The organism is Nonomuraea sp. NBC_00507, from assembly GCF_036013525.1.
GTDB lineage: Bacteria > Actinomycetota > Actinomycetes > Streptosporangiales > Streptosporangiaceae > Nonomuraea.
In genome coordinates this window covers 9,341,928-9,366,240 of record NZ_CP107853.1, presented here as the reverse complement: position 1 = coordinate 9,366,240, position 24,313 = coordinate 9,341,928, and the positions used below count along the sequence as shown (strand labels likewise).

Annotated in this window: 26 protein-coding genes; 6 read left to right on the top strand and 20 right to left on the bottom strand. The window is 70.8% G+C overall.

Going from position 1 to position 24,313, the window contains the following annotated elements:
- Positions 1-99 precede the first annotated feature (99 nt).
- Positions 100-1,215: a PP2C family protein-serine/threonine phosphatase gene (locus OHA25_RS45185; RefSeq protein WP_327583044.1), complete on the top strand. Its 1,116-nt coding sequence runs from the start codon at positions 100-102 to the stop codon at positions 1,213-1,215.
- Here OHA25_RS45185 and OHA25_RS45180 read toward each other — a convergent pair.
- The 15 genes from OHA25_RS45180 to OHA25_RS45110 form a co-directional block, all read right to left on the bottom strand.
- Positions 1,163-2,797 carry an MFS transporter gene (locus tag OHA25_RS45180; protein ID WP_327583043.1) on the bottom strand — a complete coding sequence of 545 codons (1,635 nt, stop codon included), beginning with the start codon at positions 2,795-2,797 and terminating at the stop codon, positions 1,163-1,165. The two genes, OHA25_RS45185 and OHA25_RS45180, sit on opposite strands and share 53 nt — an antisense overlap.
- Positions 2,794-3,444, bottom strand: coding sequence for an LppX_LprAFG lipoprotein (locus tag OHA25_RS45175; protein WP_305922116.1), 651 nt, complete (start codon positions 3,442-3,444; stop codon positions 2,794-2,796). Before OHA25_RS45175 ends, OHA25_RS45180 begins: the two co-directional genes overlap by 4 nt.
- A 59-nt stretch (positions 3,445-3,503) precedes the next feature.
- Positions 3,504-3,962, bottom strand: a complete 459-nt coding sequence (locus OHA25_RS45170) for a MarR family winged helix-turn-helix transcriptional regulator (protein WP_327583042.1) — start codon at positions 3,960-3,962, stop codon at positions 3,504-3,506.
- A 40-nt stretch (positions 3,963-4,002) separates the two neighbouring features.
- A complete protein-coding gene (locus OHA25_RS45165) occupies positions 4,003-4,179 on the bottom strand; it encodes a hypothetical protein (RefSeq protein WP_305922118.1) in 177 nt (58 codons plus the stop codon).
- Positions 4,180-4,183: 4 nt separating this feature from the next.
- Positions 4,184-4,777, bottom strand: coding sequence for a 4'-phosphopantetheinyl transferase family protein (locus OHA25_RS45160; RefSeq protein WP_327583041.1), 594 nt, complete (start codon positions 4,775-4,777; stop codon positions 4,184-4,186).
- Between the two features lie 17 nt (positions 4,778-4,794).
- Positions 4,795-5,634, bottom strand: coding sequence for a hypothetical protein (locus tag OHA25_RS45155; protein WP_327583040.1), 840 nt, complete (start codon positions 5,632-5,634; stop codon positions 4,795-4,797).
- Positions 5,631-6,986, bottom strand: a complete 1,356-nt coding sequence (locus tag OHA25_RS45150; RefSeq protein ID WP_327583039.1) for an MlaD family protein — start codon at positions 6,984-6,986, stop codon at positions 5,631-5,633. Before OHA25_RS45150 ends, OHA25_RS45155 begins: the two co-directional genes overlap by 4 nt.
- A complete protein-coding gene (locus tag OHA25_RS45145) occupies positions 6,983-7,981 on the bottom strand; it encodes an MCE family protein (RefSeq protein ID WP_327583038.1) in 999 nt (332 codons plus the stop codon). Before OHA25_RS45145 ends, OHA25_RS45150 begins: the two co-directional genes overlap by 4 nt.
- A complete protein-coding gene (locus OHA25_RS45140) occupies positions 7,978-9,003 on the bottom strand; it encodes an MCE family protein (protein WP_305922123.1) in 1,026 nt (341 codons plus the stop codon). Before OHA25_RS45140 ends, OHA25_RS45145 begins: the two co-directional genes overlap by 4 nt.
- A complete protein-coding gene (locus OHA25_RS45135; RefSeq protein ID WP_327583037.1) occupies positions 9,000-10,025 on the bottom strand; it encodes an MlaD family protein in 1,026 nt (341 codons plus the stop codon). The genes OHA25_RS45140 and OHA25_RS45135 overlap by 4 nt, the downstream gene beginning before the upstream one ends.
- Positions 10,025-11,062, bottom strand: coding sequence for an MCE family protein (locus tag OHA25_RS45130; RefSeq protein WP_327583036.1), 1,038 nt, complete (start codon positions 11,060-11,062; stop codon positions 10,025-10,027). Before OHA25_RS45130 ends, OHA25_RS45135 begins: the two co-directional genes overlap by 1 nt.
- 1 nt (position 11,063) lies before the next feature.
- Positions 11,064-12,083: an MlaD family protein gene (locus tag OHA25_RS45125; RefSeq protein WP_327583035.1), complete on the bottom strand. Its 1,020-nt coding sequence runs from the start codon at positions 12,081-12,083 to the stop codon at positions 11,064-11,066.
- Positions 12,084-12,087: 4 nt separating this feature from the next.
- A complete protein-coding gene (locus tag OHA25_RS45120) occupies positions 12,088-12,942 on the bottom strand; it encodes an ABC transporter permease (RefSeq protein WP_305922127.1) in 855 nt (284 codons plus the stop codon).
- Positions 12,942-13,733, bottom strand: a complete 792-nt coding sequence (locus OHA25_RS45115; RefSeq protein ID WP_327583034.1) for an MlaE family ABC transporter permease — start codon at positions 13,731-13,733, stop codon at positions 12,942-12,944. The genes OHA25_RS45120 and OHA25_RS45115 overlap by 1 nt, the downstream gene beginning before the upstream one ends.
- A gap of 141 nt (positions 13,734-13,874) precedes the next feature.
- A complete protein-coding gene (locus tag OHA25_RS45110) occupies positions 13,875-15,266 on the bottom strand; it encodes an aminopeptidase P family protein (RefSeq protein WP_327583033.1) in 1,392 nt (463 codons plus the stop codon).
- A gap of 123 nt (positions 15,267-15,389) precedes the next feature.
- On the opposite strand from OHA25_RS45110, the gene OHA25_RS45105 reads away from it, so the two are divergent.
- On the top strand, positions 15,390-15,818 hold the full coding sequence (locus OHA25_RS45105; RefSeq protein ID WP_305922130.1) for a CBS domain-containing protein: 429 nt from the start codon (positions 15,390-15,392) through the stop codon (positions 15,816-15,818).
- A gap of 94 nt (positions 15,819-15,912) precedes the next feature.
- The gene (locus OHA25_RS45100; RefSeq protein ID WP_327583032.1) at positions 15,913-16,530 is read left to right on the top strand and encodes a hypothetical protein; all 618 of its coding nucleotides are present in this window, start codon (positions 15,913-15,915) and stop codon (positions 16,528-16,530) included.
- A gap of 18 nt (positions 16,531-16,548) precedes the next feature.
- Here OHA25_RS45100 and OHA25_RS45095 read toward each other — a convergent pair whose 3' ends face one another.
- Positions 16,549-18,159 carry an ABC transporter permease gene (locus OHA25_RS45095; RefSeq protein ID WP_327583031.1) on the bottom strand — a complete coding sequence of 537 codons (1,611 nt, stop codon included), beginning with the start codon at positions 18,157-18,159 and terminating at the stop codon, positions 16,549-16,551.
- Entirely contained in the window at positions 18,156-19,064 is a 909-nt protein-coding gene (locus tag OHA25_RS45090; protein WP_327583030.1) for an ABC transporter ATP-binding protein, read from the bottom strand. The genes OHA25_RS45095 and OHA25_RS45090 overlap by 4 nt, the downstream gene beginning before the upstream one ends.
- 84 nt (positions 19,065-19,148) lie before the next feature.
- Between OHA25_RS45090 and OHA25_RS45085 the strand changes: the two genes are divergently transcribed.
- The 3 genes from OHA25_RS45085 (at position 19,149) to OHA25_RS45075 (ending at position 22,146) form a co-directional block, all read left to right on the top strand.
- A complete protein-coding gene (locus OHA25_RS45085) occupies positions 19,149-19,643 on the top strand; it encodes a GbsR/MarR family transcriptional regulator (RefSeq protein WP_327583029.1) in 495 nt (164 codons plus the stop codon).
- A gap of 104 nt (positions 19,644-19,747) precedes the next feature.
- Positions 19,748-20,521, top strand: a complete 774-nt coding sequence (locus OHA25_RS45080) for a cyclase family protein (protein WP_327583028.1) — start codon at positions 19,748-19,750, stop codon at positions 20,519-20,521.
- On the top strand, positions 20,518-22,146 hold the full coding sequence (locus tag OHA25_RS45075; RefSeq protein WP_327583027.1) for a thiamine pyrophosphate-binding protein: 1,629 nt from the start codon (positions 20,518-20,520) through the stop codon (positions 22,144-22,146). Before OHA25_RS45080 ends, OHA25_RS45075 begins: the two co-directional genes overlap by 4 nt.
- A 46-nt stretch (positions 22,147-22,192) precedes the next feature.
- Here the strand turns inward: OHA25_RS45075 and OHA25_RS45070 are convergent, their stop codons facing one another.
- The 3 genes from OHA25_RS45070 to dhaK are packed head-to-tail and all read right to left on the bottom strand — an operon-like array spanning position 22,193 to position 24,214.
- On the bottom strand, positions 22,193-22,567 hold the full coding sequence (locus OHA25_RS45070; RefSeq protein ID WP_327591136.1) for a PTS-dependent dihydroxyacetone kinase phosphotransferase subunit DhaM: 375 nt from the start codon (positions 22,565-22,567) through the stop codon (positions 22,193-22,195).
- A gap of 30 nt (positions 22,568-22,597) precedes the next feature.
- The gene (gene dhaL / locus OHA25_RS45065) at positions 22,598-23,224 is read right to left on the bottom strand and encodes a dihydroxyacetone kinase subunit DhaL (protein ID WP_305922137.1); all 627 of its coding nucleotides are present in this window, start codon (positions 23,222-23,224) and stop codon (positions 22,598-22,600) included.
- A 9-nt stretch (positions 23,225-23,233) separates the two neighbouring features.
- Positions 23,234-24,214, bottom strand: coding sequence for a dihydroxyacetone kinase subunit DhaK (dhaK, locus tag OHA25_RS45060; RefSeq protein ID WP_327583026.1), 981 nt, complete (start codon positions 24,212-24,214; stop codon positions 23,234-23,236).
- Positions 24,215-24,313: the final 99 nt, after the last annotated feature.

Sequence of the window (24,313 nt, the reverse complement as noted above, 5' to 3'; positions counted from 1 at the left end):
CACTAGAAAGGATCAAAGCCAGGATCTGGGGAAATGCGTGCGGCGAACCCCAGAGGAATTCACGTGGTGTTCCACCTCGGATGTGGGATCGGGGCGCGGATGGACCCACCCTCCTTCAGGTGGCCCCGGTACGTCTGGTTCATACCGGCAGCCCTGATCGTCATCGGCACCATCCTGAATATTCTGTCTCCGCGCGACTATTGGGGCGACTACCAGCTGGGCGCCGCGGTCGTGCTGGCCGGAGCCCTGCTCTCGCTCCGGCACACGATCGCGGCCGGAGCGGCCCTTGTCCTGGTCGAGCTGGCACTGTTGATCAAGGACGGTTACTTCGGTCATGCCGCCGGCACCTTCTCACTGATCAACGCGGTGTTCACCGCGCTCGTCGGCCTCGGGGTGAACAGCGTGGTCGCTCGCCATGGGCGCCGGCTGGAAGCGGTGCGTTCCGTCGCGGAGGCCGCCCAGCGGGCCGTGCTGCCCGCTCCGCCGGCAGGCATCGGCCCGCTGGCGATCGCCGCCGTCTACAAGACCGCGCAGATCGAGACCTTGATCGGCGGAGACGCGTACGCCGTGCAGGACACGCCGTACGGCGCCAGGCTGCTGATCGCGGATGTGCGGGGCAAAGGCCTGGGCGCGGTCGGCATCGTGTCCGTCCTGCTGGGCGCGTTCCGGGAGGCGGCAGACCGGGCACCCGACCTTGTGGTGCTGGCAGAGCGTATGGAGCGTGCCCTGGTCAGAGAGGCCTCGTCGCGCGAGGAGAGCCTCCGGATGGAAGGGTTCGTCACGGCGGTGATCGGCGAGATCACCGCCGGCGCGGACCGGGTGCGGCTGCTGAACTGTGGCCACCCCTCGCCGTATCTCCTCCAGGGCGACACGGTGTCCTCGCTGGATCCGGACGAGCCCAGTCTTCCCCTGGGCATGAGCGGCCTGGGTGCGCCGCGTGCAGAGCCCGGGGAATGGTCGTTCCCGGCCGGGGCCATGCTCCTGCTGGTCACCGATGGAGTGACGGAGGCCCGAGACCGTTCAGGCACTTTCTACGACCCGGCGAGCCGGCTCGCCGGGCGGGGCCCGTTCCGGAACCCGGACGAGGTGATCCAGGTTCTGGTCCGTGACGTCGAGCGCTGGACCGGCGGTCCGCGCGATGACGACATGGCGATTCTGGCGATCACCCGGAGCGGGGCATCAGCAGCGCGACGGCCGCACCCAGCAGGCAGATGACCGCCGTGACCAGGAACATCTCGGTGTACTCGGTGTGCAGCGCCGCCTGCACCTTCGCGGTGTACTCGGCCAGTTGCCGCTGGTACGTGGCCGCCTCCACGCCGAACGGGAGCGGCGTATCCAGGTGGGCGGTCAGCGACTGGAACCGGTAAAACCCCCACGCGGACACGGCCGCGATGCCGATCAGCATGCCCATCATCCTGGCCACCACGATCGCCGCCGACGCCACGCCGTGCTGGGCCGCCGGGCTCACCCGAAGCACCGCGGACGACACCGGCGCGATGACCACGCCGAGGCCCAGCCCGGCCACGACCAGGTCGATGTCCACGACGAGCCCCGCGCCGGCCAGGTCGAGCGGCCAGCGGCTCATCAGCCAGTAGCCGGCCGCCGCCACCACCATGCCCGCCACCGCCACGGCCCGCTCGCCGAGCTTCCTGGCCAGGAGCCCGCCGAGCAGGGCGCCGACGGTCAGCGCGGCCAGGAACCTGGCCAGCACGAGCGCCGCGTCCAGCTCGTCCTTGCCCAGCAGCGTCTGGGCGGTGAACTGGACGAACACCATGGTGACCAGGAGCGCCGCGCCCGCCAGGAAGCTCACGCCGAGAGTGGCCAGCAGCGGTCCCTTGCGCGTGCCGGACAGGTCGAGGAGGCGTACGGGGGAGCGGATCTCCCACCAGACGAAAACCCCGGCCGCCACCGCCCCCGCCGCGATCGTCGGCAGACCCCACGGCGGCAGGACGGCCGTGGCCGGATCGGGGTTGTAGAGCCCGATGACCAGGAGCGCGAGCGCCACCGCCAGCAGCGCCCCGCCCACGACATCGACCCGCCCGGCCGGCGGTTGCGCCGCGCCGGTCGGGTCGAGCGGCGCGGCTGCTGCGCCGGGGGCGGCCGGCTCTGCCGGGTTTGGCGGCGCGGCTGCTGCGCCGGGCGCGGCCGGCCCTGCTGGGTTTGGCGGCGCGGCAGTTGCGCCGGGCGCGGCCGGCGCTGCCGGGCGGCCTGGCACCGTGAGCTGGACCGCCACCGCCGCCAGCGCCGCCAGCGGCACGTTGATCCAGAAGATGGCGTGCCAGCCACCCAGCTCCACTCCCACCAGCATGACGCTGGAAATCTGCGCCACCAACCCGCCGTACAGCGGCCCCAGCGCGCTCCCCAGTTCCTGGGCCGCACCCACCGCCCCCAACGCCAGAGGCCGCTCGTGCTCGTCCCACAGGTCGCCGATGAGCGCCATGGTGATCGGCAGCAGCGCCCCGCCGGCCACGCCCTGCACGGTACGCCCCGCGACCACCATCACCTCACCCGCCGCCAGCGCCGTCAGCACCGATCCGACAGCGAACGCCGCCAGGCAGGCGTGGATGAGTGGCCGCCGCCCGTACCGGTCGGAGAGGCGGCCGAGCAGCGGCATCGCCGCCACGTACCCGAGCAGGAACCCGGTGACGATCGGCGTGGCCCGCTCCAGGTGGTTCAGCGGAACACCCACATCCCTGGCGATGTCGATGAGAACGGTCACCACCACGTACGCGTCGAGCGCGGCCAGGAGAACCACCGCGCCCCCGGCGCCGAGCGCGACCCGGCGGGCGGCCCTCATCCCGCGGCGGGCGGCGTGATCGTGACCGGTGCGTCGTAGTCGCTGAACGACACCGTCACCGTGCCGTCCTGCAACGGCAGGCTGGCCTTGGTGAGCCTGCTGGTGGCTTGGTCGACCCAGACCTTGCCGTTGACGCCCTGCGTGACGCCCGGGACGATCTGCCCGACCACCTGGCCGGGGAACGTCGTGGCGACCCGGTAGGAGCCGTCCTCCACCGCCTCGACCTTCGGGTCCGTGGCCGCGGACAGCAGCTGCGCGATGCCCTTGGTCGGCTCGAGGATGACCGACGGGTCGTAGAACTGCGCCAGCTGCTGCCTGGTCATCTTCTGGAAGCCGCCAGTCGGGCCCTTGAAGTGCACGGTCTCCCCGACCAGGGCGAAGGTGACCTCCTGCAGGTTGCCCAGGATGTCGATCGTGATCGTGCCATCGGCGTCACCGGCGGCGGTGAGCCGGCCGTCGGCCTTCTTGACCGGCACCTTCGGCTTGCCCTCAGTGGAGATCGAGAAGGTGGCCGACTTGACCGTCTTCATGGCCTCCGCGGCCTTCTTCATCAGGTCGGGACCGGCGGGCAACTCGGCCCCGCCGCCGCCCGACGAGCACGCCGACGCCAGCGCGAGAACGGCCACGATCAGTAGCTTTCTGAGCATGCCCGGATCGTAGCGAGCGCTTGGGAACGCCGTGCGGGGTCGTGGATATCGGTTGGGTGTCAGCGCAGCTTCTTGAGATGCTCGACGATCGGCGCGAACGCCGCCTCGATCGCGTTGAGCTGGTCGTCGGTGAGCCGGTCGACGAAGTGCTCGCGCACGCCGGCCACGTGGTCCGGCGCGACCCGCTGGATCGTCTCCCAGCCCTCGTCGGTCAGCACCGCGAAGGTGCCCCGCCGGTCGTCCCGGCAGTCCTCCCTGGTCACCAGGCCCTTGGCCTCCATGCGGGAGATCTGGTGCGACAGGCGGCTGCGTGACTGGATCGTGGCGTCCGCCAGGTCGCTCATGCGCATGCGCCGGTCCTGGCTCTCGGACAGGTTGACGAGGATCTCGTAGTCGTTCAACGAGAGGGAATGCTCCTGCAGCTCGCGGTCGAGCCGGTGCATGAGCAGCTTGTGCAACGCCAGATGCGTGCGCCAGGCACGCTGTTCGGCGGGAGATAGCCAGCGAGGCGCGCTCATGATCTCCAATCTATCGCACGTCCCCGGCCTGGCCGTGGGCTCAGCTGAACTCCATGATGATCGCGAGCCCGACGAAGTGCACGACGACGATGATCACGGCGAAGGAGACGAAGATGAACTTGGCCGGTCCGTGCTCGAAGGTCTTGCCCTCCTCGAGCGGCCGGCGCTTGGCCATGCGGTCGGCGATCCGCTCCTCAACCGATTTCTTGTAGAACATGCGGTCAGCCTATCCGCGGGATGGGCAGCCTTCTGACCGGGGCGTCCGCGATGACGGCCACCCTGATGCCGGGCTCGGCGCGCCATTCCAGCAGATGCCGGCCGTTCAGGTCGTCGCCGCCCGAGGCCAGCCGGTCGAGCGACAGCTCGCCGCGTTTGATCAGCGCCTCTTTGCGCGTCCAGTGCTTGATCAGGTCGTCGTTCCCGGTGACCAGCGCGCGTTCGCGGGGAGTGAGCACGCGCTCGGCCAGCATCTCGTCCAGCCGGCCCGCGGGCACCTGCTCGGCGTCCACGCCGATCTTCCCGGGACCGGCCGCGGCGCACACGTAGCCGCGGGTGTGGCTGAGGCTGATGCCCAGCTCGGGGGCCTGTTCGAGGTACGGCCTGCCGTGCCCGGGGCCGTGCACCTCGCAGTGCTGCAGCAGCGTCAGCTCGGCGGGTTCGGCGCCGAGCGCCGCAGCGGCGCAGATCCGGGCGAGGAGGTGGGCGGCGACGAAGCCGGCGCGGTCCCGGGGGAACCTGAACTGGTCCGCCCGCTCCCGCTCCACGTCGGTGAGCCATGTTTCGGGCGCGCGCACCTCGTCCGGGTGGCCGCCCATCGCGACGGGGCCGATGGTCAGTCCTTCTTCTTCTGGTCGCCGCCGTCGAGGGTGTACTGATCCTCGGAGGCTGCGCCGAGCACGGTCACGTCGTGGACCTTCCAGGTGCCTTTATCCTTCACAAGAGCGATCTTAAGGTGCGAATCCTTCACTGAGCGGATCGCTTCGGAGGTGTTCACCTGCTGGTCGACCACGACGATGGCGTGCGCGGTGGCCTCGTCCACGTCAGCCAGGTACACCTCGCGCACGGTGGCCTGCGAGACGGCCTTGAGCTTCACGATGACCTGCGCCATCGCCCCGCCGAACGCCGTGTCGTACGTGGTCAGGAAGTCGCCGGTGGCCTGCGCGGTAAGGGTCGCCCGCGTGGTCTGGAGATCCCGGTAGTCGTAGCTGAGCAGGGCCTTGCTGAACGCGCTCGCCGCGCCCGACACCTCCAGGCGCAGCGCCCGCTCGGCCTCCAGCTTGGTCCGCGCGTCATCGGCCTGAGCGGCGGCGACCCACTGCAGCACGGCGGTCGCCGCGACGGCGGCCACCAGCATGGCGGCCAGCGCCCCGACGATGCGGGCACGGGTGACCCGCCCGGCCCGCCTCCCGCGGCCGTCCTCGTCGTTGGGGGGAGTGCCGGGGGCCGCCGGCTGCGCGCCGCTCGTCGTGGGCTGCTCGGACGTCCCGTCCGGCGCCTGCTCGGTGGCATCGTCGGCAGTGGAGGCGGCGTCGGGGACACCGGCGTCCGTTTCGGTGGAGGCGGCGGCGTTGGGAAGGGCGACGTCCGTGGTGGTCGAGGCGTCGTCGGGGGCGGGTGCGGTGGGGGGCTCGTCGGTGCTGGGCGCGTCGGCGAGGTCCTGCTTGGGCGTCACGGTGACTCCTCACGGCGGCGGGCGGCCCGGCCCGCCGCGGTCCAGCCCACGATGCCACCACATGCCACAACGGCAAGGAATATCGCGACAATCAGCGGGACGGGGTTCGGTGTGGTGCGGGACGACGCGGCACCGGTGGCGGCCACGCCGCTGGGCGACGTCTTCGCGACGCGCTCGCTTTCCTTGGGCTCCTTGGTCTTCTTCGCCGCAGGCCCCGGGGATGCAGCGGCGTCCTGACGGGGGCCGGTGCCCCGGTCCGCGACGTCGTCGGCATCGGTGTCGGCGTCGGCGGGATCGGGCACGGCCGGCCGATCGGGGCACGCACGCAGGCGGGGCACCTTGGGCGGGCCGATCGCCCCCGCGTACTCCTCGGCAGGCGTCGGCCCGCCCGGCACGCTGAACACGAACGCCGCCTTGGCGTAGACGGTGCCGTCGCGCCGGTCGCTGACGTCGTCGGTCAGGCTCAGCGCGGTCGGCACGATGCTGAGCAGGTGGTGCACGTTCCGCCCGGTCTGCGCCGAGAACGCCGGCCGGTGCGGCAGCCCCGCCGCCGTCAGCAGGCACGAGAACCCGGGCCGGGACGTCCTGACCGCCGCGTCGAGCCGCGCGAACACCCCGGGCCCCTGGTCGAGGATGGTGTTCAGGTCGGTACGTGAGGCGCGCAGCGTCGCCGTCACCGTGCTCAGGTCCGTGATCCCGGACGCCAGCTGCTCCCTCTTGCCCGCCAGCGTGTGCGTCAGCTGCGTGAGCTGCACCGACAGCTCGTCGAGGACGTCGGCGTTGTCGGCGAGGGTGTCGGTCAGGGAGTGGGCGTCGTCGATGAGGCTCCTGATCGCCGGCGCCCGGCCGTCCAGCGCGACCGCCAGCTCATGGGTGATCGTCTTGGCGTCCCGGGGCGGCACCGCGTTCAGGAGCTTGCCGACGCCCTCGAACAACTTCTTGTAGTCGAGCGGGACGGTCGTCTTGGTGAGCGGGATCGTGTCCCCGGCCGCGAGTGACGGCCCTGCGACGCCGGTGGCCGGCGGTGAGAGCTCCACGTACGGCTCCCCGATGGCGGACTTGCGCCGCACCTCGGCCGTCACGCCCTTCGGCAGCCGGATCTCCTTGTCGATGTCCAGGCCGACGACGATCCTGCCGGGGGCCAGCCCCACATCGCCGATCTTGCCGACGCGTACCCCCAGATAGGCCACATCGAAGCCGCGCACCAGACCGGGGGAGGAGAGGAACTCCGCCGACACCCGGTACGGCCGCTCGATCGCGTCGAGCCGGATGATCGTGCTGAACGCCCAGATCGTCATCACGATCCCGAGCGCCGCGAAGAACCCCAAGTTCAGATAAATCCGGTTTCTCATCGCGGCGGCTCCAGCAGCAGGCGGAAGTCCTCGACCAGGTTCGGCCGCGGCCCCTCGTCGGACCTCTGAGGCAGCAGCACACCCTTCAGCCAGACGTAGATCAGCACCTGGCCGTTGGCCGTGATCGGCGGCGCGTCGAGGAACGTCTGGATCTTGGCCACCAGCGCCTTCAGATCCTCCTTGCCCCGCTGGATGGAGGACGAGATGGTCTGAAGCTCGCGCAGCAGGGTACGCAGCCGCGCCGCGTGCCGCGGGTACACGGTGAGGTTGGCCTCCCTGGCCAGGTTCGTCAGCGCGACGATGGTCTTCTTGATGTGCTTGCGCCCGTGCGCGAGCCGCGAGGTGGCCGCGGCGAGCGTGCCCGGCAGCCGGTCCAGCTCGTCGCTGCCCGCCGCGAGGTCGTCGCCCAGCTTCGCCAGCGCGTCGATGGTGGTGGCCAGGTCGGCGCGGGCCGCGGAGTAGGCGTCGGTGACCTCGGCCGTCTGCTTGATCAGCTTGTTGACGTCGTCGCCCTGCCCGGCGAAGGCGGTCGAGGCGGCGTCCAGGATGGCGTTGACGTCCTGCGCGCCGAGCGCCTCGATGAGCGGCCCCGCCTTGGCGGTGACCTGCTCGATGTCCGGCTCGACCGACGTGTCGGCGATCGTGGCCCCGTTCGCCAGGTACGGGCCCGTGGACAGGTCCTTGCCCTTCGGCGGGGTGAGCAGCACGTAGTTCTCGCCCAGGACCGACGTCTTGGCCACGGTCGCCGTGCTGCCCTGGGGCAACCGGTGCTCCGACTTGACCGACATCGTCACCTTGGCCCGGTAGCCCTGCAGGCGGATCTCGGTGACCGTGCCGACCCGCACGTCCGCGATCTGCACGCTGTGCCCGGCCACCAGGCTCTGCACGTCGTCGAAGACCGCGTACAGCGTGAGGTCGCCCGTGGTCGCGCCGAGCGTCTGCAGCGAGCATGACGTGGTGACGGCCAGTGCGAGCGCCGCGGCGAAGACCCTCACTGCCGCCTCCCTTGCCGCTCGAAGGGACAGTTGCTCAGCCGGCCGGGCAGGCACGGCACCCGCCCCAGGTTCAGCGCCTCGAACAGCGGCGTCAGCCACGCCCTCGTCATCGCGTTCAGCACGACGCGGATCTTCAGCACGTGCTGCTTCCTGTCCCAGGCGTCGATGATCACGTCGGCGAAGTCGGCCGCGCCCTTGACCGCCTGCGCCATGGACGCGCTGTTGGCCCGGACCGTCAGCACCAGCTCGGCCAGCGTCCCGGCGGCCTGCGGCAGCCGTTCCGCGTACTGCTCGATGATCACGTCGCCGCGCCGGACGAACTCGGCCATGCCGGTGACGAAGCCGCGCAGCCGCCGCCGCTCCTCGGCCAGGATCGCGCTGGCCTCGGAGAAGGAGTCGATCGCGCCGGTCACCTGGCTCTCGCGCTCGTTGAGCGTGGTGGCCAGCCGGTTCAGCCCTTTGGCCAGGTCGATGAGCTGCTGGTCCTGCTTGGCCAGGGTGCCGGTGAGCTCGGCGGTGTCGGCGATCGCGTTGTTGATCGTCTTGCCGCGGCCCCTGACCCCGTCGGCCAGGTCCCCGGCCACATCGCCCAGCTTGTCGTCGTCCAGCGCGTCGGTCAGCTTGGTGAACGCGTCGAGCGCGTCGTCGATCTCCACCGGCAGGTCGGTGCGCTCCAGCGGGATGGTCGTCCCGGGCGCGATCTTCGCATCTCCCGGCTTCCACGGCGGATAGAGCACGACGTTGCGCTCGCCCAGGGTGTTCTGCGGCGCGACCACCGCCTTGACATCGGCCGGGAGCGGCACGTCCCGGTCCACCCGCAGCCCGACCCGGACCTTGTCGCCCTCGATGCGGATGCTGTCCACGTACCCGGCGTCGAGGCCCATCACCTTGATCCGCGCCTCCTCGTACAGGGAGGGCGCCTTGCTGAAGATCGCCATCAGCCGGTACGGCTCCGCCCCCAGCACGGAGCACCCGGACGCCAGGAACACCCAGGCGACCAGCACCGCTGTCAGCCGCCTCATCGGTCGTTCCTCCTGTCCTTGGTGATGGCGGTGAGCACTTCCGGGTTGATGGGGCCGAGGCCCGTGGCTATGGCCTCGAGCCACGGGCCCTGACCGCCCATCGTGGACAGGCCGGAGAACGTCGGGCCCGCCCATGCCAGGAGCGAATTGAGCTGCTCGTTGCCCTCGCTGAGCCGGGTGGTGATGGCCGCGTTGTCGTCGAGGATCTGGATGAGCGACCGCTCGTGCTCGCTGATCAGCCGGGTGGTGCTCTGCACCAGGTCGCTGCCGTCACCGAGCAGGACACGGAGCTCGTTCCTGCGTTTGCGCAGCTCGTTCAGCATGATCTCGATGCCGTCGATGAGGCGGACGAGCTGCTTGTCCTTCTTCTCCAGCAGTTCCATGATCTTGGTGCCGTGGTCGAGCAGCCGCTGCAGCTGCGGCTCGCTCTTGCTGATCGTGTCCGACAGGTCGCCGATGTTCTTCATCAGCCGGGTGATGCGGCCGCGTTTGGCGAGGTCGACCTTGCCGAGCTCGGTGAGCAGGTCGTCCACCGCCTCGGTGTCCAGGCGCTCGACCAGGCGGGTCGCGTCCTTGATGGCGTCGTTGATCAGCGTGGGCACGCCGGTGCGGTCCATGGGGATGCGCCGCCGGGCCTCGGGCAGCTGGTCCATGTACGGGGCCGACACGGCGCCGGTGAGCTTGACGTAGCGGCCGCCGAGCAGGTTCGACAGGGCGATGTCGGCGCGGGTGCCGCGGCCGAGGCGCACGCCGTCGTCGACCCGCCAGGTGACGATCACCTGGCCCTGCGCGTAATCGGGGCGCACCTCGGTGACCTCGCCGACGCGTACCCCGGCGACCCGCACGTCGTTGCCGGTGCGCACGCCGCCGGAGTCGGCGAACACGCCCGACATCGTGTAGCCGCCCTCGAGCAGGCCGAGGTTGCCGACCAGGAACGTGGCGGCCAGGATGACGGCGAGCGTGGCCATCGACACCAGGCCGACGGCGTATTTGTTGCGATCCCTGAAGGACTTGAGCGCCATCAGCCACCCACCATGAGCTTCTGGAGGTCCTGGGAGCTCTGCACCCGGGTGTTGCGCAGGGGCGGCGGCGTCTGCATCCCGTACGGGCACGGCGCCGGCGTCAGCGCCAGGCAGGGGACCGCGGTGATGAAGTAGTGGCCGCGGTTGACGGTGGCGTAGCCGCGCGCCAACGACGGCTGCAGCGTGCCGACCGCCTTGTCGATCTTGCCGATGTTCCGCCGGATGCCGCCGGTCAGCCCGGTCAGGTTGTCGACCAGAGCGCCGAGCTCGCCGGCGTTCTTGCCGAGCACCTCGTTCTGGGTGTGGATCGTGGTGGACAGCTCCACCAGCGAGTCGTCGATCAGCTTGCGGTTGCCGGCGAAGGCGTCCGACAACACGACCAGATTGTCGATGAGCTGCTCGATCTGCTTGTCCCGCCGCGCGACCACGCCGGTCACGGTGGCGTAGTCCTCCAGTAGTTGCTCGATGGTCTTCTTGCGTTCGTTGACGGTCGTGGTGATGGCGTTGACGTTGTCGAGCAGCCGCGGGATGTTGTGCTGGTTGCCTTTGAGTGCCTTGGCGGCGGCGGTGAGCAGCTGGTTGATCTGCTCGGGGTCCAGGCTGCGGGTCAGCGGGCCGAGGTCGCTGACCAGCTCGCCGATGTCCACCACCGACGACGTGCGGGCGATGCGGCCGCCGGGCGGCAGCTTGCCGGGGGCGGTGCCGGGCAGCAGGTAGACGACACGCTGGCCGACGGCGTTGCGCCAGCGGATGGCGGCCTCGGTGTCGGCCGGCACGGTGACCGCGTCCTGCACCTCCAAGGTCACTTCCGCGCGCCCGTCGACGACTCTGATGCCGGAGACCTGGCCGACGGGCGCTCCGGCGATCTTGACCTGGTCGCCCTCGGTCAGCCCGGACACGTCGTCGAACGTGGCGACGAGCCGGTAGCCGCCGCCGGTGCCGACCCGCTCGATCTGCACGCTGATCAGCACGATCAGCGTCATGGTCAGCCCGATGAACAGCGCGAACCTGGCGAACAACCATCCCCGGCGGGCCATGTCAGCGCCTCCCGTCGGTGGGTCCGCAGGAGCCGACGATCAGCTCGCAGACGTCGGTCGCGAGGAACGCCTCGACCTGCAGCTGGCGGGTGTCGCCCGGGCCCTGGGCCTCGATGAGCTCGTTCAGCAGGTCGACGAGCCGGTTGACGCCGCGGATGCCGTCGCCGGCCAGGCCGAGCTGGGCGTAGATGAGCGCGGCCACCCGTTCGCCCGAGTGCACCCCGGCCCGCAGGTTCTGGCGGTGCTTGCGCAAGCCGTGTGCTGCCTGGCCGGAGACGGAGGTGACCTCGTCGAGCAGGACGCGTACCTTGTCGGCGCGCTTGAGCAGGTCGGGGGTGATGACGTTGACGTCGGAGGAGATGGAGACGAGCTCGTCGCCCTTGTCCGACAGTGCCGTGCCGAGCGCGGCGGTGTCGTGCAGGAACTGCCTGGCCCGCCCGCGGTGCCGGTGCGCGACGGCGACGACGGTGCCGGCGTCGCCGATCAGCTCGCGCAGGTGCTCGCCCTTGCCGTCGAGCCCCTTGGCGATGGTGTGCACGATCACGGTGACCTCGCGCGGGTCGACGGCGTCCAGGCCGCGGTAGGCGGCGCCGAGCGTGTCGGACAGGTCCAGCGGCCCTTCGGTGTCGGTGATGACGGCGCCACTGGCCAGGTAGGGGCCGGTGGTCTCGCCCGTGCCGGGCGTGAGCGCGAGGAACTTCGGGCCGAACACCGACGACGGCTCGATGGAGGCGACCGCGGTCTGGGGCACCTTGACGCCGGGCTCGATGTGCATGGTCACCACCGCCCGGCCCTTGGCGTCGAGCGACACGGCCGTCACGTCGCCGACCGTGATGCCGCGGATCTTGACGGGCGAATTGGTGTCGAGGCCCTGCCCCGACCGGGCGAAGACGGCGTCGATCCGGGTCCCGCTGATCTGGGTGGCGGTGCGGATGACGTACACCGTGGCCGCCGCCAGCAGAGCGAGCATGGCGAAGGCGATGCCCACCCGGGCGGCGAGGGAGAGTTCGAATCGGGCCACCGGCTCACCCCGTCAGCGGTATGTTGCCGCCGCCGCCCCAGAACAGGTACGACAACAGCAGGTTGAGCAGCACGATCGTGACGATCGACTGGCGGATGGCGCGGCCCGCCGCCACCCCCACGCCCACGGGGCCGCCGGTGGCGTAGAAGCCGTGGTAGCAATGGATCACGATGACCGCGAAGGCGAACACGCCCACCTTGGCGACGCTGAACACGATGTCGCTGACCGGCAGATACAGGTAGAAGTAGTAGTCGTAGACGCCGGGCGCCAGCCCGAACAACACCGTGCACATCAGCCGCGTGGCGAAGAAGCTGGCGAACAACGCGATGAGGTAGATCGGCATGAGCGCCAGCAGCGCCGCCACGACCCGGGTGCAGATCAGATAGGTGAAGGCGTTGATGCCCATCACCTCCAGCGCGTCGATCTCCTCCGAGATCCGCATCGCGCCCAGCTCCGCCGTGAACGACGAGCCGACCTGCGCCGCCAGCGCCGTCGCCGCGATGATCGGGGTGATCTCGCGGACGTTGGCGAAGCTGCCCACCAGGCCCATGAACGACTCCGCGCCGATCGCCTGCAGCCCCTGGTAGCCCTGCAGGCCGACGGTCGCGCCCACGACGAACGCCATCGTGAACACCACGAAGATCATGCCGCCGCCGATGACGGTCGCGCCGACGCCCACGACGACGTCGCTGACCTGCCGTAAGACGACCTTGATGTAGCGCAGCCGCAGCACGACGTCGCGGACGGAGTAGTACAGGACCTTCCACACGAACAGCGGCCAGTCGGCCAGCGTCGCGAACCGCTCGGCGAGATCCCGCCCCCGGAGGGCGAGTCTGAGGCCGGCCGTCCGCGTCACCATCAGAGCGACCTCGGCGGGTAGGCCAGGAAGTACACCGCGGAGATCACGTAGTTGAACGTGAACACCAGCATGAACGTCACCACGGTCGACTGGTTGACCGCCCGCCCCACCCCGACCGGGCTGGTCGCGCAGGTCATGCCCTTGTAGCAGGCGACCGCCGCCGCGATGAACCCGAAGATCCACGCCTTGAACAGCGTGACGTACAGGTCCGAGGCGACCACCAGGGACAGCGCGCCGTCGAAGTAGGCGCCCGGCGTGACGCCCTGCACGACCACGTTGAAGAAGTAGCCGCCGCTCGCGCCCGCCAGGATGACCAGCGGGCACAGGCACACCGCGATCGTGCTGGCCGCCCACATGCGCGGCGTGACCAGGCGATGGATCGGGTTGACCGACATGACCTCCATCGCGGACAACTCATCGCGGATGTGGCGCGCGCCGATGTCGGAGGTCATGGCACTGCCGCCGGCCCCGGCGATCAGCAACGCGCTGGCCAGCGGCGCCACCTCGCGGATCAGGCCGACGAAGACGGCGCTGCCGGTGGCCGAGCCCGCGCCGAGCTGCCAGGCCAGCTCGCCCACCTGCAGCGCCACGGTGGCGCCCAGCGGCAGGGAGACGAGCAGGACGGGCACGCTGGTCACCCGGGCCAGGAACCAGCACTGGTCGACGAACTCCCACCACCAGCTCTTGACGTCCCAGCTGCGGCGCAGCCCCTCCAGGGCGATGACGAACAGGTCACCGACCTGTCCGAGCACCGACCCGGCCTTGCGTCCGACGAATCCGGACAAGGCCATGAGCTGACCACCTCCGCCGCCTACGGATCAGTCACCCTACTGACGGGTTTTCTAGTAGTCGACGCTTTGCGGCGAATTTGAGGAAAAGGTATGAGACCCAGCTCACACCTTGTCAGCCCAGTACGAAACGTGATGGCTCCGTTACGCCAGGGCACTCATCCAGGACTCGATCTCGTCCGCGCGCCGCGGCAGCCCCGACGACAGCAGCGCCGCGCCGTCCGCGGTGACGACCAGGTCGTCCTCGATGCGGATGCCCATGCCGCGCAGCTCCTCGGGCAGGGTCAGGTCGTCCGGCTGGAAGTACAGCCCCGGCTCGACGGTGAGCGCGTAGCCCTCCTCCAGGACGCCGTCCAGGTAGACCTCCGCCCGCGCCTTCGCGCAGTCGTGCACGTCCAGGCCCAGCATGTGGCCGCTGCTGCAGAGCGTGTAGCGCCGGTAGAGCCCGGTCTCCATGAGCTCGTCGGTGGAGCCCTTGAGCAGGCCCCAGTCACGCAGGCCGTCGCAGATCACCTGCATGGCCGCCAGGTGGAAGTCGCGGAAGCGGGCGCCCGGGCGGAGCGTGGCGATGGCGGCCGTCTGGGCCTCGTACACCAGCTCGTACGCCTGCCGCTGCACCGGGCTGAACCGCCCCGACAAGGGGAACGTGCGGGTCACGTCGGCGGTGTAGAGCGTGTCCGACTCGACGCCCGCGTCCAGCAGGAGCAGGTCACCGGCGCTCAGCGCACCGTCGTTGCGGATCCAGTGCAGCACGCACGCGTGCGACCCGGAGGCCACGATGCTCTCGTAGCCGACGGCGTTGCCCTCCAGCCGCGCCCGCAGCCCGAACACGCCCTCCAGATACCGCTCGCCGCGCGGATGCCCGACAGCCTGGGGCAGCGCCCGCACGACGTCCTCGAAGCCGCGCACGGTGGCGTCCACGGCCGAGCGCAGCTCGCCGACCTCCCACTCGTCCTTGACCAGCCGCATCTCCGACAGGAACGACTCGAACTCGGCGTCGCCCTCGCCGCGCGGCGCCCCCGCGTCCACCGAGGCGTCCACGCCGCGCAGCACCCGGGCGGGCTTGTCGAGCTCTAGGTCGCGGATGTGCCGGCACTCCATCTGGTAGAGCGCCGCGGCCTCCGCCAGGTCAGGGCGGCGCCCTGCCCAGAACTCGCCGTAGCGGCGGTCCCGGTAGAACTCCTGGCCCTCCTCACGGGGCGAGCGCGGCCGCAGGTACAGGACGCTCTCCCCGGACGGCTCGATCACCAGCACGTCGTCCGGCTCGCCCGCGCCCGTCAGGTACGCATATGCGCTGTGCGGCCGGAACCGGTAGTCGGCGTCGTTGCTGCGGACCTTGAGCGTGCCCGCCGGGACCACCAGCCGCTCACCGGGAAACCGTGCCGCCAGCGCGGCGCGGCGCTTGGCCGCCCACGGCGCGATCGGCAGCGCCGCCACATCCACCCGACTCGTATCCGCCCAGCCGGTGCGCATGAATGCGGCCAGTTCCTCGGTGATGGGAAGGTCATGGCTTCCGATGTTGAGCGGCTCGGTCATCTAGTCTGTGTCCTTATATCGGATTTAGTACGGCAAGCAGCCTACGTGACGCCTTGACGGCGTACCCGCATGGTTGTTTGCCTGGACCCAGCATTTGGAACACTGAGGGCAGAGGTGGTGCACATGCTCATCGGGACGATCCTTCGCGGCAAGGGCAGCGACGTGACGACCGTGGCACCGGAGGCGTCCGTCCGGGACCTTCTGGCCAAGCTGGCCGAGCACAACATCGGCGCCGTCGTCGTCTCCACCGACGGCGTCACGATCCAGGGGATCGTCTCGGAGCGTGACGTCGTACGCCACCTGAATGACCGCGGCGCGGCGGTCCTCGACGAGCCGGTCTCCGCGATCATGACGACGGACGTGCGCACGGTCGGGCCAGGGGAGAACGTCGACGCGCTGCGGCGGATCATGACCACGCAGCGGTTCCGGCACATGCCCGTGGTCCAGAACGGCCGGCTGGTCGGCATCGTCAGCATCGGCGACGTGGTGAAGAGCGCCATCGAGGAGCTGGAGACGGAGAAGGCGTCGCTCGTCGACTATCTCCACCGTTGACAGGGATGGCACGCTTGGGTCCGTGATGTACGGACCTCCTGAGTACCCGCCTCCTTACCCGCGGGCGACGAGCAGTCCGACGATCATTCTGCTCGTGTCCGGACTCGCCGCGCTGCTGGGCTTTCTCCTGGGGGTCTTCGTGGGGTTCGGCGCGGGGACGATACCGGATGGCCCCGCGCCCACGATCACGGTGACGGCGGAGGACCCCGACCCGCCCGTCGACCAGCCGGCCCAGAGCACGCCGCCCTCGAGCGCACCCCAGCAGAGTGCGCCGAGCGACCCCGCAGCGACGCAGCCCGGAGCGACGCAGCCCGGAGCGACCCAGCCTGGCGCGACCCAGCCCGGAGCAACGCAGCCCGGTGCGACGCAGCCTGGCGCGACCCAGCCCGGAGCAACGCAGCCTGGCGCGACCCAGCCCGGAGCAACGCAGCCCGGTGCGACGCAACCGGCTGGGGGCGGCGCCACTCCGGCCATCAACCCCGCCTCCCTGCGCACGTTCGTCGTCGGCAGGGACATCCAGCCCTGTACCTACCGCAGCGCCGGGCCCACCACGGGGTTCTCCATGTGCTTCTGGGCCCGGATGAAGAGCACCTCCGCCAACCTGGCCGACATCATCACCTCCGGCATGCCGACCGGCCCGGCCACCGTCACCATCGAGCCGACGGACAAAGCGTTCCAGACCGGCGGCTGCGCGGAGTGGACCCGAGCGTGATCTTCCGGAGCGCTCGCGTCAGGTGAGGTCGCGGCGCTTGAGCGCCGTCAGGCCCACGCCGCCGAGCGCTACGGCCAGGGCGGTGAGGACGAGCAGCGGGGTCGCGTCGAACGCGGCGCCGGTGAGGACCTTCGGGATGTGGTGCATGGGCACGACGGCGTTGGCGATCCAGTAGTCGATGCCCAGGGCGGGACCGATCTGCTCGCCGAAGAGCTGCTGGAACATGAACACCACCCACACGGCGGCCACCGCCCAGCGGGGCATCAGGCCGAGGGCGAGGATGCCGACCGCGCCCACGGCCCAGACCGCGGGCACCAGCGACAGGGCGGCACCGAGCACGCGTGGCAGGTGGGCGCCCACGTCGCCGGCGGTGAGGCCGTACACGAGCCCGGCCGCGAGCCCCGAGGCGGTCATCGTCGTCAGGGAGCCCAGGGCGGCGAAGAGCAGATGGCTGCCCGCCCAGCGCACGCGCCCCACGGGCGTCGACAGCAGCAGCTCGGCGCGCCCGCTGGTCTCCTCGGCACGCAGCCGCACGGCCGACAACATGGGATGGAGCGTGGCGATCCCGGCGAGGCTGAGCAGCACCATCCAGATGAAGGTGTCGGACAGGTCGGCGTCGGGGGAGGCGGTGTAGCGGCGGAAGAACTCCTCGATCTGCGGGCCCGCCTGCTTGGCGATCTCGGGGATGCCGTTGGCCACGCCTGCCGTGATCGCGCTGAACCCGGCGTACGCGCCGGTCCAGCCGAGGAGCTGGCTGCGCTCCAGCCGCCAGGCCATGGCCGGTGAGCTACGCAGCCCGGGCGCCGCCACCGCGGGGCCGGGGCGGCTCTGGAGCACGCCCGCGCCCAGATCGCGCCGCGCGGCCAGCCGGTAGGCCACGGCGCTGATCGCCAGGCACGCGGCCACCGGCAGGAGGAAGACCCACCACAGGTCGCCGCCGAACGGCCGCATCAGGTGGCTCCACCCGTTCGGGGAGAGCCAGCGCAGCCACAGGATGCCGCCGCCGTCGGCGGTGAAACGGATCAGGTACTGGAGGCCGAGCACGGTGAACGCGATCGCGCCGGCCGTACGGGCCCGCTCGGTGAGCTGCGCGGCCAGCCCGGCGACGGCGGCGAGCACGAGTCCGGGCCCGGTCATCCCGAGCGCGACGGTGAACGAGCCGGCCGCGTCCAGCCCGTAACCGATCATGCCGAGCGCGGTCAGCAGCCCGGCCGCGAGCGAGACCGCCCAGGCCAGCAGCAGGCTCGCCGTGAGGGAGGCGAACCGGCCGACGACCGTGGAGCCGACCAGCTCGGCGCGCCCCGACTCCTCCTCGGCCCGGGTGTGCCTGATGACGCTGAGCACGGCCATGAACGCCACCAGCGTGTAGGCGATGTCGCCGATCTTCCACATCGCGAGATTGCCGAGCGCGTCCCCGTAGAGCAGGCCGCTGAACGCGGTGAGCGCGGCGTTGCCGCCGACCTGGGCGACGAAGTTCACCCGGTCGGTCTCGGTGGGCAGCATGGTCTCGTAGTAGGCGACCTGGCTCACCACCAGCAGGGGCAGGAACACCACCCAGCAGGTGGCCACGAGCCGGTCGCGGCGCAGGTAGAGCAGGAAGAGCCGGCCCGTGCCGGTGAGCGCGTTCATCGCAGCGCCCCGGCGTGCCGGTCGGCGAGGGTGTAGTGGCGCAGGAACAGCTCCTCCAGGGTGGGCGGCCGGCTGGTCAGGCTGCGTGCGCCGGCCTGGCCGAGGAGTCGCAGGACCTCCGGGAGGGCGGCCGGGTCGACCTGGCAGCTGAGCTTGCTTCCTTGGTGGTGCACGTCGTACACGCCCGGCAGGGCGCTGAGCCGGGGGAGTGGGGAGCCGATCTCGGCCGTGATGGAGGTCCGGGACAGGTGGCGCAAATCGTCCAGGCTGCCGGTTTCGACGACCTGGCCGGCCCGGATGATGCTGACCTGGTCGCACAGCGCCTCGACCTCGGACAGGATGTGGCTGGACAGCAGCACCGTACGGCCGCGCCCGCGCTCCGCGGCGATGCACTCCTGGAAGACCGCCTCCATGAGCGGGTCGAGCCCTGAGGTGGGCTCGTCGAGGATGAGTAACTCGGCGTTGGAGCTCAGCGCGGCGACCAGGGCGACCTTCTGTCGGTTGCCCTTGGAGTAGGTGCGGCACTTCTTGCGCGGGTCGAGCTCGAAGCGCTCCAGGAGCTCGGCGCGGCGCCTGGTGTCGTGGCCGCCGCGCAGCCGCCCCAGCAGGTCGATGGTCTCCCCGCCGGTCAGGTTGGGCCACAGGGCCACATCGCCGGGAACGTAGGCCAGGCGCCGGTGGAGCTCGGCTGCATCGCGCCAGGGATCGCCCCCGAGCAGCCGCACGGTGCCGGAGTCGGCGCGGATCAGGCCGAGCAGCACGCGGATGGCTGTGGACTTGCCGGCCCCGTTCGGGCCCAGGAAACCGTGGACCTCGCCGGTGTGAACGGTGAGGTCGAGGTCGTCGAGCGCACGGGTCTCGCCGAACGTCTTGACGAGGTTCGCGATCGTGATCGCAGTTGTCATGGTTATTAAGCTACACATGTTTCACACGAGTGTGAAGATTGAAAAACCTGTAAACTTGGCGCATGTCTGCATCAAGGAGGATCCGTGACATCTAGGGACGAGCGGGCTGTGGAGCAGTTCGTCGAGAGCACCGCACGGATGTTCGCGGAGTGGGGGTTCCCCCGGATGGCCGCGCGCGTGCTGCTGACGATGATGTGCGCCGAGGAGGACACGCTCACCGCCGGCGAGCTGGCCGGCCGCCTCGGCGTGAGCCCGTCGGCGATCTCCGGTGCCGTGCGTTACCTCATCCAGATCGGCCTGATGGACCGGCGCCCGATTCCCGGCTCGCGCCGCGATGTCTACTTGCTGCGGGACAACGCTTGGTACCTGTCGAGCACCACCACGGGCGGGGTCTACGCGATGATCGCCGACCTCGCCGATGGCGGAGCCCAAGCGCTCGGCGGGCCCGAGACGCGCGCCGGCGGCCGGGTCGGCGAGATGCGGGACTTCTTCCGCTTCATCCAGAGCGAGATGACGGGGCTGCTCGAGAAGTGGGAGAAGCTCAAGACCTCCGAGCAGAAGGATCGAGCCGAAGGGTAGGCATCACCCGCGGCCGGGAAGTCCATGGTCGCGATCTGCTTCACCGGCTTGAAGGCCTGAACACGGACATAGGAGGATGCGCACAAGCCATCAAGGAGGACGCCATGTCGGTGTTGCAGAGCTTCGTGGACCACGTGCGCAGCGGCGCGATCGAGGTGATCGACCTCACGGCGCCGCTGTCGTCGCAGACGCCGATCCTCCAGCTGCCCGACCCGTTCGGCAACACGATCCCCTTCCGGCTGGAGGAGATCAGCCGGTACGACGACCGCGGCCCCGCCTGGTACTGGAACGACATTCACACGGGTGAGCACACGGGAACGCACTTCGACGCCCCCATCCACTGGATCACGGCCCGCGACGGCCAGGACGTCTCCCAGGTGCCCGCCGGCAAGCTGATCGCGCCCGCCGTCGTCCTCGACTTCTCCGCCGAGGCGTCCAAGGATCCTGACTTCCTCCTCCAGATCGACCACGTCAAGGAGTGGGAACGCGCCAACGGGCCGCTGCCCGACGGCGGCTGGCTGCTCTACCGCACCGGCTGGGACACCCGCTCCTCCGACCAGGCCGCCTTCCTGAACGCCAACGAGACCGGGCCGCACACGCCCGGCGTCTCCGTCGAATGCGCCTCCTGGCTGGCGTCCGACACGCCGATCATCGGCCTGGGCGTCGAGACCGTCGGCACCGACGCCGGCGCCGCCCACTCCTTCGACCCCGCCTTCCCCTGCCACTCGTTCCTGCTCGGCGCCGGCAAGTACGGCCTGACCCAGCTGCGCAACCTCGACCGCCTGCCGGTGACCGGCACCGTCGTGGTCGCGCCGCCGCTGCCCATCGTGGGCGGCTCAGGCAGCCCTGTCCGGGTGCTGGCCCTGGTGGAACGTTGATCGTCGCGGAAGCCGTGGGCCGGGCTCTGGCCGACTGCGGCGCCACGACCGTCTTCGGCGTGGTCGGCAGCGGCAACTTCCACGTCACGAACGCGCTCGTCGCCGCCGGCGTGCGGTTCGTCGCGGCGCGGCACGAGAGCGGGGCCGCGACGATGGCCGACGCCTACGCCCGGATGAGCGGGCGGGCCGGGATCGTGTCCGTGCATCAGGGGCCAGGGCTCACGAACGCGCTGACCGGCATCGCGGAGGCCGCCAAGAGCCGCACCCCGCTGATCGTCCTCGCCGGCGAGGTCACCGATCCCCGTTCCAACTTCCACATCGACCAGGACGCCATGGCTGCGGCGGTGGGGGCGGTGCCGATGCGGGTCGCCTCGCCGGAGGGCGCGGGGGAGCAGGCGGTGGAGGCGTACCGGGTGGCCGTGGAGGAACGGCGCACGGTCCTGCTCAACCTCCCGCTCGACGTGCAGGCCATGCCCTGCGATCCGCCCGGCGTCCGGCCGGCCGGCGGCGGTGAGTCCGGTGCCGTGAACACGAGTGACGGTGGGGTGGCGGAGCTGGCGCGCCTGCTCCGCCACGCTCGGCGGCCCGTGTTCATCGCCGGGCGCGGCGCCCGGCACGCACGCCGTGAGCTGGAGACCCTGGCCGACCGGGTGGGCGCCCTTCTGGCCACCTCGGCCGTGGCCAGAGGGCTGTTCCGCGGCAGCCCATGGGACCTGGACGTGAGCGGCGGCTTCGCGACCCCGCTGGCGGCCGAGCTGATCGGCGGCGCGGACCTGGTCGTCGGGTGGGGGTGCGCGCTCAACATGTGGACCACCCGCCACGGCACCCTGATCCCGCGGGACGGGAAGGTGGCGCAGGTCGACCTCGACCGGTCGGCGTTCGGCACGTACGTGCCCGTGGACCTGGGCGTGGTGGGCGACGTGGCAGCCGTCGCGGCCGCCCTGGCCCCCGAGCCGGCCGGCGGCCGGGGTCATCGTTCCCCGGCGCTCGCGCGACGCATCCAGGCCGAGGGTCGCTGGCGGGACGTGCCGTACGGGGACGAGAGCGGCGGCGGCAGGATCGACCCCAGGACGCTCACCATCGGCCTGGACGACCTGCTGCCGCTCGAGCGCGTCCTCTCCATCGACTCCGGAAATTTCATGGGATACCCGTCGATGTTCCTCGACGTCCCGGACGAGCGCGGGTTCTGCTTCACGCAGGCGTTCCAGTCCATCGGGCTGGGCCTGGCGACGGCGATCGGCGCCGCCCTGGCCCAGCCGGACCGGCTGCCGGTGGCCGCGCTCGGCGACGGCGGCGCTCTCATGGGCAGCGCGGAGCTGGAAACCGTCGTCCGCCTGGGTCTGCCGATGGTGGTCGTGGTGTACGACGACGAGGCGTACGGGGCCGAGGTGCACCATTTCGGACCCCACGGCCATCCCCTGGATACCGTCACCTTCCCACCGGCCGACCTCGCCGCCATCGCCCGCGGCCACGGCTTCGCCGCCGTGACCGTCACCGAGCAGGGCGACCTGGCCGGCGTGGCCGAATGGCTCAAGGGGCCACGGGAGCGGCCCCTGCTCGTGCATGCCAAGGTCACGAAGGATCGAGGCTCGTGGTGGCTGGAGGAGGCCTTCAAGGGCCACTGATCCAGGGGCGTCCGAGATTCCGGCGCGCCGAGCGATCGCCGGGTTTCTAGAGTTTGCGGAAGGTGTGGGCCTCCTCGGCGGCGGCCAGCACGTCGGCCAGCGGCATCCCCGTGCTCGCCGCCACCGCCGCCGCGATCGCGCCCTCCACGAACGGCACGTCCGCCAGCACCACCCGCCCCGGCTCCTCCACCAGGCGGGCAGTCAGCACCGAGCTGCCCAGATCGGGCACCAGGACCACCCCATCACCCTGGTCGACCGCCCGTACCGCGGCCTCGATGAGATCCAGGCTCGTGCCCAGCCCGCCGTCGTCCGTGCCGCCCGCCGCCGCCACCGGCGTGCCGGCACCGGCGATTCCCCGGACGAGCCGCACCGCCTCCGCCGCCAGCCCCGCACTGTGCGACACCAGCACCAGGCCCACCATCACCCGGCCTCCGTCATCGCGCGGCTTGCATCAGGCCGCCACGGTGGCCAGCGCGGCCATGAACAACGCCGCCGACGCCGCCCCCGGATCCTCGTGCCCGACGCTGCGCTCGCCCAGGTAACTGGCCCGCCCCTTGCGGGCCTGCATCGGGATCGTCGCCTCAGCGCCCTCCGCCGCCGCCCGCGCCGCCTGCTCGAACGCCTCCCGAAGCCCCACCCCGTCCCGTACGGCCAGCGCCAGCGCACGGGACGCGGGCGCCAGCGCGTCCACCATGGTCTTGTCACCCAGAGCCGCCTTGCCCAGCCGCTCCAGCGCCACGACCCCCTCCTCGAACGCCGCCGTGAACCCCGCCAGCGTCACCGGCGCCCGCAACGCCTTGCCCATCTGACGGAACACCGACCCGTACAGCGGCCCGGAAGCCCCGCCCACCCGGCGGATCAGCGCCGCCCCGGCCGACGTCAGCACCTGCACCGGCGTTTCTGGCGGCCACTCGGCCAGCGCCTTGGTGACCTCGGTGAGGCCGCGGTCGAGGTTCGTGCCGTGGTCGGCGTCGCCGATCGCGGCGTCCAGCTCCGTCAGCCGGTCGCGGTCCTGGCGCACCAGCCTGGCCGCCTCCGCGAACCACGCCACGAAGAAGGCAGTGTCCAAGGTCTCCATGGTGTCCATTCAACGCCCCCAGCGCAGCCCCGGCGTCTCGACCGGCGCATCCCACAGGCGCGTCAGCTCGTCGTCCAGCAGGCAGACCGTCACGGAGAAACCCTGCATGTCCAGGCTCGTCACGTAGTTGCCGACCAGTGATCGGGACACGCGCGCCCCCTTCCCCTTGACGAAGGACGCCACCTCGGCGAACACGACGTACAGCTCCATGAGCGGCGTCCCGCCCATGCCGTTGACCATGACCAGCAGATCGCCGTGGAGCGGCATGTCCCCGTGGATGGTCTCCATCGCGATCCCGGCCAGCTCACGGGCCGACGCCATCGGAGCCCGCGCGCGCCCCGGCTCGCCGTGAATGCCGATCCCCAGCTCCACCTCGTGCTCCGGCAGGTCGAAGGTCGGCTTGCCGGCGTGTGGCGTCGTACACGAGGTCAGCGCGATTCCGAACGACCGGCTGCGCTCGTCCACCTCGCCCGCCACCCTCGCCACCTCGGCCAGCGGCGCGCCCTCCTCCGCCAGCGCGCCCGCGATCTTCTCCACGAACAACGTCGCCCCGGTGCCGCGGCGGCCCGCCGTGTAGAGGGAGTCCCGCACCGCCACGTCGTCGTCGACCAGCACGCTCGCCACCTCGACGCTCTCGACCAGCTCGGCGGCCATCTCGAAGTTGAGCACGTCGCCGGTGTAGTTCTTGACGATGTGCAGGACGCCCGCGCCGCTGTCCACCGCCCTCGTCGCATCGATGATCTGGTCGGGCACGGGCGAGGTGAAAACCTCGCCGGGGCAGGCCGCGTCGAGCATGCCGTATCCCACGAAACCGGCGTGCAGCGGCTCGTGCCCGGAGCCGCCGCCCGAGACCAGGCCGACCTTGCCCGGACGCGGGCCCTCGGCCCGGTAGACCACCTGATCGCGGATCCGCAGCGAGGGGTGGGCCGCGGCCATGCCGTTCAACGCGTCCTCAACAAACGAGTTCGCCGCATTTATGAGCTTCTTCATTCCTTCTTCGAGGGGTCTGGACGTCGGGGGCTTGAGCCCGACGAGCAAGCCCCTCCCTCCTTCCACGTGGTGTAGGCGTACCCATCTGCTCGCTGAAAG

What these genes read in the sequence shown, in the direction of transcription:
- OHA25_RS45160 (WP_327583041.1), bottom strand. Translation starts at nt 4,777, where the DNA reads ATGGGCGGCCACCCGGACGAGGTGCGCGCGCCCGAAACATGGCTCACC.
- OHA25_RS45140 (WP_305922123.1), bottom strand. Translation starts at nt 9,003, where the DNA reads ATGAGGCGGCTGACAGCGGTGCTGGTCGCCTGGGTGTTCCTGGCGTCC.
- OHA25_RS45070 (WP_327591136.1), bottom strand. Translation starts at nt 22,567, where the DNA reads ATGGTGGGCCTGGTGCTGGTGTCGCACAGTGCGGGGCTGGCGGCGGAG.
- dhaL (WP_305922137.1), bottom strand. Translation starts at nt 23,224, where the DNA reads ATGGAGACCTTGGACACTGCCTTCTTCGTGGCGTGGTTCGCGGAGGCG.
- dhaK (WP_327583026.1), bottom strand. Translation starts at nt 24,214, where the DNA reads ATGAAGAAGCTCATAAATGCGGCGAACTCGTTTGTTGAGGACGCGTTG.
- OHA25_RS45120 (WP_305922127.1), bottom strand. Translation starts at nt 12,942, where the DNA reads ATGGTGACGCGGACGGCCGGCCTCAGACTCGCCCTCCGGGGGCGGGAT.
- OHA25_RS45080 (WP_327583028.1), top strand. Translation starts at nt 19,748, where the DNA reads ATGTCGGTGTTGCAGAGCTTCGTGGACCACGTGCGCAGCGGCGCGATC.
- OHA25_RS45090 (WP_327583030.1), bottom strand. Translation starts at nt 19,064, where the DNA reads ATGACAACTGCGATCACGATCGCGAACCTCGTCAAGACGTTCGGCGAG.
- OHA25_RS45175 (WP_305922116.1), bottom strand. Translation starts at nt 3,444, where the DNA reads ATGCTCAGAAAGCTACTGATCGTGGCCGTTCTCGCGCTGGCGTCGGCG.
- OHA25_RS45165 (WP_305922118.1), bottom strand. Translation starts at nt 4,179, where the DNA reads ATGTTCTACAAGAAATCGGTTGAGGAGCGGATCGCCGACCGCATGGCC.
- OHA25_RS45170 (WP_327583042.1), bottom strand. Translation starts at nt 3,962, where the DNA reads ATGAGCGCGCCTCGCTGGCTATCTCCCGCCGAACAGCGTGCCTGGCGC.
- OHA25_RS45135 (WP_327583037.1), bottom strand. Translation starts at nt 10,025, where the DNA reads ATGGCGCTCAAGTCCTTCAGGGATCGCAACAAATACGCCGTCGGCCTG.
- OHA25_RS45105 (WP_305922130.1), top strand. Translation starts at nt 15,390, where the DNA reads ATGCTCATCGGGACGATCCTTCGCGGCAAGGGCAGCGACGTGACGACC.
- OHA25_RS45150 (WP_327583039.1), bottom strand. Translation starts at nt 6,986, where the DNA reads ATGAGAAACCGGATTTATCTGAACTTGGGGTTCTTCGCGGCGCTCGGG.
- OHA25_RS45185 (WP_327583044.1), top strand. Translation starts at nt 100, where the DNA reads ATGGACCCACCCTCCTTCAGGTGGCCCCGGTACGTCTGGTTCATACCG.
- OHA25_RS45130 (WP_327583036.1), bottom strand. Translation starts at nt 11,062, where the DNA reads ATGGCCCGCCGGGGATGGTTGTTCGCCAGGTTCGCGCTGTTCATCGGG.
- OHA25_RS45110 (WP_327583033.1), bottom strand. Translation starts at nt 15,266, where the DNA reads ATGACCGAGCCGCTCAACATCGGAAGCCATGACCTTCCCATCACCGAG.
- OHA25_RS45115 (WP_327583034.1), bottom strand. Translation starts at nt 13,733, where the DNA reads ATGGCCTTGTCCGGATTCGTCGGACGCAAGGCCGGGTCGGTGCTCGGA.
- OHA25_RS45180 (WP_327583043.1), bottom strand. Translation starts at nt 2,797, where the DNA reads ATGAGGGCCGCCCGCCGGGTCGCGCTCGGCGCCGGGGGCGCGGTGGTT.
- OHA25_RS45095 (WP_327583031.1), bottom strand. Translation starts at nt 18,159, where the DNA reads ATGAACGCGCTCACCGGCACGGGCCGGCTCTTCCTGCTCTACCTGCGC.